Origin of the sequence: Bacillus sp. JJ1474, from assembly GCF_036965225.1 — a bacterium.
Classification (GTDB): Bacteria; Bacillota; Bacilli; order Bacillales; family Cytobacillaceae; genus Cytobacillus.
In genome coordinates this window covers 1-5,933 of the sequence record NZ_JBALPC010000186.1, presented here as the reverse complement: position 1 = coordinate 5,933, position 5,933 = coordinate 1, and the positions used below count along the sequence as shown (strand labels likewise).

Genomic DNA, 5,933 nt, shown 5'->3' with positions numbered 1-5,933 from the left:
CAGAATTAGTTAACGAATACATTTACCTGAGGGGTGTTATGATGGAATGCAAAAGGGTAAAAAAAGACTTTAAAGTTGTTGCGATGAAAAACAGGGGTGCCTTTGCGAACTACGGGAGTGAGGTACCGAAGCTTGCTCAACAATTTATGAGTAGAGCAGGTGAAATTCAAAATCATTCTAAAACTGAAATTGCACTCTATGAACCGAAAAGGGATGAAAACCATCTAGAGGGATATTATTATGTTGGAATGGTTGTTTATGATGCATTAAATGAAGTTCCTTCTGGTATGGAATATATAGAAATCTCGCAGGAGTATGTAACTACTAGAGGAAGAATAAACGATGTTGGTGACCTTCATTTACAATTAAATAAATGGTCAGATGAAAATGGATATCAAAAGAACTTAGGATCCTATATTATTGAGACCTATCATCCAATTGAAAATGATATAGAAGAAGTAGAGATTTATATACCAATCCATTCATAAAATAATTAAAAGATATGACCCTTTACTTTTCCAATTGAACATACTCAACAATCGGGCGCGATTGCGGAGGAACGAAAGCCTAATTTCTTTACTAAAAACACTAAGAAATTAGGCTTTTTCTTCTCGTTGTAAATTTGCGGTTCTCTTAACTCTACCCCTAATTGGTCAATTTAAGGCATAAAAATGGTTTAAATCTAATATATAATAATCCCCAGTTTCTTTTGTTAGTTATACAACATTGCTTCGAGTAGACCACTTTCAATCGCGACCCACTCAAAGCAATGAAAACTGCAGTATTCTGAAGTCCTCTGCCAATAAGCCATCTTCTTAAGCTGATAATCACTGTGAAAACAGATTTATCAGCTAATCTGAATGATTATAAAATTCTAATGTTAATCGGATAAATATATGGCTCCTCAGGTTCAGTGACTTTTTTCCAATCGGTTATTTTTATGAAGGGAAGCTCCATTCCATTATAAGTTGTGATATCCAGGACTCCATTTACTTCTATCCAAGTATCTGTATCGATTGAAGAGGCTTCAGGAAGTTCTGTAAGAAATCCTACAATGCTTGCATCTGCCACACAGTGGGTAATTAAAAACCTGGCAATAACAAGCTGATCCTGTTCAAATCCATCCTCTTTATAAGCAAAACCAGTTAATTGAATGGGTTTTCCTTTATATTTATGGATGTCCTTATGAATATCTTCATAGTAGGTGGAAAATAAGGAATCTTCCATAATAACGCTTGGATTTTGGGCTAGCTTTTTCTTCAACAGTTCATAATCTTCTTCTGACATTTCTTCCTGGGCAGTTAAATTCTGATCCATTTCATGCTCTTCTAGTTGGGCTGGAACTGCAATGTTTTCATTTTCCGTAATATCATTTTGATCATCTTCGCTATTTTCATCAGGTTGATTAGATTCATTGCTTGTTTCATTTTTTTGCTGCTGTTTCTGATTCGCAATAATGGCCATGCCTCCCTTTTTATTAGCAATGGAAGCATCAAGGACCTTGGCGGGAAGCAAGAAGCCTGTTATTAAAGGAAAAACAATCACCACGTAAGAGAGTAGCTTCTTTGAATTAAAAGGTGTGTCACCGTGATCATGATGATGGCAGCAATCACTTTCTTCATGATGACAATTATGATGTTTGTGGTCCTTGGCTGTCCAAATTCTTGTCAGCTGGATAAGAAATAATACGAGAAATAGTATCGCTGCTGAAATACTTAAGCCTTCATACTTAGGATTAATATATTTCGTAATCTCTCCTGTAAAATGAAGCTTAAAAATTAAGATGGGAAAGCTTAATAAAATTAGAGCTCTAATAGCCTGCTGAGAATGAAAGTTCATAGATTTCTCCCCTTATAGAAAGCCTGACACTAATAGTAATGAAACAAAAACGATTGCAACAACGAAAGCTAGTACAGTCATAACAAATTTAAAACGAAAGACGCTTAGCATCATTAAAGTATTTTTTAAATCAATCATAGGTCCAAAAATCAAAAAGGCTAAAATAGAAGGCGTTGGAAAGATACTACTAAATGAAGCGCCAATAAATGCGTCCGCTTCAGAGCAAAGGGATAACACATAAGCGAGTCCCATCATAACGATTATGGATGAAACGGGCCCATTCCCGGCTTCTAGCAATGCTTTTGCTGGCATATAGGTTTGGACAAATGCCGCCAAAAATGCTCCCATTATTAAATATTTCGCCATATCAAAAAATTCATCAATTGAATGGGTAAGCATGGACCATAACCGCGTGATAAAATCCTCTTTCGGCTGTTTATGTATGTGAACAGTGGTGGTAGATGATTTGAATTGTGCTCCTTTGAAAAACAGGCTGACAGCAAAAGCAACCATGACAGCAATGATAAAACCTAGCCCCATACGCAATCCTGCAATCGTCATATTATTACCAAAAGCCATGTAAGTGGAAGCGATCACAATGGGATTAATAAGAGGACCTGTCAGCATAAAGCCCATAGCCGCATATATCGGCACCCCTTTGCCAACGAGTCTCCGTACAATCGGAACAATTCCGCACTCACAGGCGGGGAACAATGCGCCAACGACACAGCTCATGATTACTGCCAAGACTTTATTTTTAGGGATACATTTTCGAATATGATCTTCCGTTACGAAAATTTGGATAATCCCTGCAATAAGCACGCCAATTAAAACAAAGGGCAATGCTTCTATTAAGATACTAATGAAAATAGTATTCAGATTTAAGATTGATGGCGGAAGACTTATCGAGCCTTTAAAGTTTGAGCCAAATGAAAAAAGATAAAGGGCTAAGGCGATAATCAAAACTCCAGTAATCTCAATGATATGAGTGCGAATAATTCGGTTCATAATAATCTCCTTATTTTTTGTGTATATAATAATTTGTCGGTCAGCTTATTTGAACAAGCCTTGATGTACGAAGGAATCTCCAGCGCAGTGAAAATAGGCTGACCGACTTTTATATACCAAATCATTAAATCGTAACAATTACGCTTTATATTTTAAAGTAAATCTATGATCAAATAAACAAAAATATGAATTAAAAATATAAAATTGATTGGATGGAAAATTTGCTATATAAATTTTTTTATTAATAAATCTTGCATTGAAGAAAATTTTATAATATTATTTAAATCGTAATGATTACGCTTTGCGTAAAGGATTCTTTTTAACACAGTCAGTAGGGGGAGAGGTGTGTATTCCTCCTTCAAGAGCTTCAGTAAGTAATAAAGTATTGTGGATAGCAATATTGTTTAAATCGTAATGATTTTGATTTAAGAAAAAGAGGTGAACAAAATGGTTAATAAGATACCAGTTACTGTGTTAAGCGGATACTTAGGTGCGGGGAAGACAACATTGCTTAACCATGTATTATCGAATCGTGAGAATAAAAAAATTGCTGTCATTGTAAATGATATGAGTGAAGTGAATATCGATGCTTCCATGATCAAACAGGGGGGCTTCACCAGAACAGATGAGAAATTAGTCGAGCTTCAAAATGGTTGTATTTGCTGTACATTAAGGGAAGATTTAATCATTGAAGTTGAAAGGCTTGTACAAGGAGGAGATATTGATTACATCTTAATCGAATCTACCGGAATTTCAGAGCCTATTCCTGTTGCTCAAACATTTACATATGTAGATGAAAGTCTTGGAATAAACTTACCTGATTATTGCAAGCTTGACACAATGGTAACCGTTGTAGATGCGAATCGATTCTGGCATGATTTCGCATCAGGTGAAAGCTTGCTAGATCGGAAGGAAGCAATGGATGAATTCGATACTCGCGAAGTCGTTGATTTGTTAATTGATCAAATAGAGTTTGCCAATGTATTAATTTTGAACAAGATTGATTTAGTTGATAAAGAAAGTGTTCAGGAGTTAAAGGCTGTTCTTCAGAGGCTAAATCCAGATGCCAGGATCATTGAGAGCTCACATGGTCAAGTGGCACTAAATGAAATCTTGAATACTAATTTATTTGACTTTGAAGAAGCAAACCAAGGTGCAGGCTGGATAAAGGAATTAAATGAAGAGCATACTCCCGAAACAGAAGAGTATGGCATTTCATCCTTTGTCTATCGAAGGAAAAGACCCTTTCATCCGGAAAGATTTACGGAATGGCTGGAAGAGTGGCCAGAAGATATTGTTCGAGCAAAAGGCTTCTTATGGCTAGCTACTCGAAATGATATGACTGGGTTATTGTCACAAGCAGGACCATCAATCATTCTGCAAGGTGCGGGAGAATGGTTGGCTGCTTATCCGGAATTGGAAAGAGAACAGATTCTCAAAGATGAACCAGAACTGCTTGAAAAATGGGACGATCAGTTTGGAGACCGAATGATTGAACTTGTCTTCATTGGGGTGGACATGTCGCAATATGAAATTGAAGCTTCATTAGATAAGTGCTTGCTAACGGATGAGGAGATGCAACTGGACTGGAATGATCTAAAGGACCCACTTCCTCCATTTATAGCAGCACAATAGTCGTAAACTCGTCGTTTATCCGTCACTGTTGTACAACTATCCGCCAGATTTCAATAAATATCCGCTACTTCAAAATTGGGAGATGAAAACCATGAGAGTGAAAATCACATTAGCATGTACAGAAACAGGAGATCGTAATTATATTACGACCAAGAATAAAAGGAACAATCCAGACCGCATTGAGCTAATGAAATACTCCCCACGTTTAAAAAGATATACACTTCACCGTGAGACAAAATAATTTAACACGTCTATTTCTGCTAAATTTTTAATAAAGCCGATAAATCTAGGGTTTATCGGCTTTTGCTATTAAGTCAAAGCTAATTATGATTAGTTGCATTGCAACATTTTCCTTTAATAACTCCAAAACACTGACAAAGCCTTTGTTTGAAACAAGTTAATTTAGATAGTTGATAAAGTGTGTAAACATAGTCGTTTAACTTTGAAGAGTCTGATCTTAAAATCGTAATCATTATGATTATTAAAGAGAATTTAGGAGGCAAACATTAGTGGCAAAGAAATCCAAAGTTGCAAAAGAGATCAAAAGAAAAAAAATGGTAGATAAATATGCGGATTTAAGAAGGGAACTAAAAGAAAAAGGGGATTATGCTGCATTAAGTAAGCTTCCTCGTGACTCAGCACCTTCTAGGCTTCATAACCGTTGCCAAGTTACTGGGAGGCCAAGAGGATACTTAAGAAAGTTTAAGATGTCTCGTATCGCTTTTCGTGAATTAGCACATAAGGGGCAGATCCCTGGAGTTAAAAAATCTAGCTGGTAAGCAGTGGAACGACAGGAACAACGTTAGTGTAGTGCTTACAAGTTCCTGTTTGATTTATGTTAAGAATGCCATTTGAAGATTTAGAAAGGCTAGCCGAACATGAATATAAATGATTTTGAACACTAAGGGAAAGATGGTCGTATGTAATGAATGAAAAAGTGATGGAGATTTTTGCGAGGGATATTGTGGCTTCTCTACCAAGAAGTAAAAGAAAGCTTTATCAATTTATTGAAGATATTGAAGATAGTTTAGCACAACAATCCGAAACGAAAGAGCAATTTTTAGCCCTTCTCAAAGAGCAATTACCCCACCTTCAAGCAGCCAATCGCTTTAATATGTCGTTGGATGAAATAGTTAAATTGATGCACGAAATTGAAGATGAAATAAACGAAAAACTAGAAAGCAAAATAAAAAATTATAAGTGGATTGACTACACAGAACAAGTACATGGTAATCAGGTTGAGACAATTAAGAACATACAGTATTTCCTTGTTTTATCATAGATAATGGATTATGTAGTATCTTTATTCAAGAATCGGGCGCGATTATAGAATAACTTTAAGATTTAAACAACTTTACTGTAATATTTTTTAGTGCAGTGAGATATCTACGACAAAAATTAAACAATTTTTTTAACCCCATGCTAATCAGCATGGGGTTATGCTGTTAGAG

General features: G+C 35.9%; 7 protein-coding genes. 5 read left to right on the top strand and 2 right to left on the bottom strand.

The window, feature by feature from the left end; all coding sequences use genetic code 11:
- The coding region (locus V7164_RS20240) for a GyrI-like domain-containing protein (protein WP_335347483.1) at positions 1–488 on the top strand (488 nt) is incomplete at its 5' end.
- A 376-nt stretch (positions 489–864) separates the two neighbouring features.
- On the opposite strand, the gene V7164_RS20235 is transcribed toward V7164_RS20240, so the two are convergent.
- Together V7164_RS20235 and V7164_RS20230 are read right to left on the bottom strand one after the other, a co-directional pair.
- Positions 865–1,839 (bottom strand): TIGR03943 family putative permease subunit, encoded by a 975-nt coding sequence (locus tag V7164_RS20235; RefSeq protein ID WP_335347484.1) that lies wholly within the window; start codon positions 1,837–1,839, stop codon positions 865–867.
- A gap of 12 nt (positions 1,840–1,851) precedes the next feature.
- A complete protein-coding gene (locus tag V7164_RS20230; RefSeq protein WP_335347485.1) occupies positions 1,852–2,847 on the bottom strand; it encodes a permease in 996 nt (331 codons plus the stop codon).
- A gap of 447 nt (positions 2,848–3,294) precedes the next feature.
- On the opposite strand from V7164_RS20230, the gene V7164_RS20225 reads away from it, so the two are divergent.
- The 4 genes from V7164_RS20225 to V7164_RS20210 all read left to right on the top strand — a co-directional run bounded on the left by V7164_RS20225 (position 3,295) and on the right by V7164_RS20210 (position 5,764).
- A complete protein-coding gene (locus tag V7164_RS20225; protein ID WP_335347486.1) occupies positions 3,295–4,482 on the top strand; it encodes a GTP-binding protein in 1,188 nt (395 codons plus the stop codon).
- 91 nt (positions 4,483–4,573) lie between these two features.
- Positions 4,574–4,723: a 50S ribosomal protein L33 gene (gene rpmG / locus V7164_RS20220; protein ID WP_335347487.1), complete on the top strand. Its 150-nt coding sequence runs from the start codon at positions 4,574–4,576 to the stop codon at positions 4,721–4,723.
- 268 nt (positions 4,724–4,991) lie between these two features.
- The gene (gene rpsN / locus V7164_RS20215; RefSeq protein WP_335347488.1) at positions 4,992–5,261 is read left to right on the top strand and encodes a 30S ribosomal protein S14; all 270 of its coding nucleotides are present in this window, start codon (positions 4,992–4,994) and stop codon (positions 5,259–5,261) included.
- A 146-nt stretch (positions 5,262–5,407) separates the two neighbouring features.
- Positions 5,408–5,764: a hypothetical protein gene (locus tag V7164_RS20210; RefSeq protein WP_335347489.1), complete on the top strand. Its 357-nt coding sequence runs from the start codon at positions 5,408–5,410 to the stop codon at positions 5,762–5,764.
- Positions 5,765–5,933: the final 169 nt, after the last annotated feature.

What these genes read in the sequence shown, in the direction of transcription:
- V7164_RS20235 (WP_335347484.1), bottom strand. Translation starts at nt 1,839, where the DNA reads ATGAACTTTCATTCTCAGCAGGCTATTAGAGCTCTAATTTTATTAAGC.
- V7164_RS20230 (WP_335347485.1), bottom strand. Translation starts at nt 2,847, where the DNA reads ATGAACCGAATTATTCGCACTCATATCATTGAGATTACTGGAGTTTTG.
- V7164_RS20225 (WP_335347486.1), top strand. Translation starts at nt 3,295, where the DNA reads ATGGTTAATAAGATACCAGTTACTGTGTTAAGCGGATACTTAGGTGCG.
- rpmG (WP_335347487.1), top strand. Translation starts at nt 4,574, where the DNA reads ATGAGAGTGAAAATCACATTAGCATGTACAGAAACAGGAGATCGTAAT.
- V7164_RS20210 (WP_335347489.1), top strand. Translation starts at nt 5,408, where the DNA reads ATGAATGAAAAAGTGATGGAGATTTTTGCGAGGGATATTGTGGCTTCT.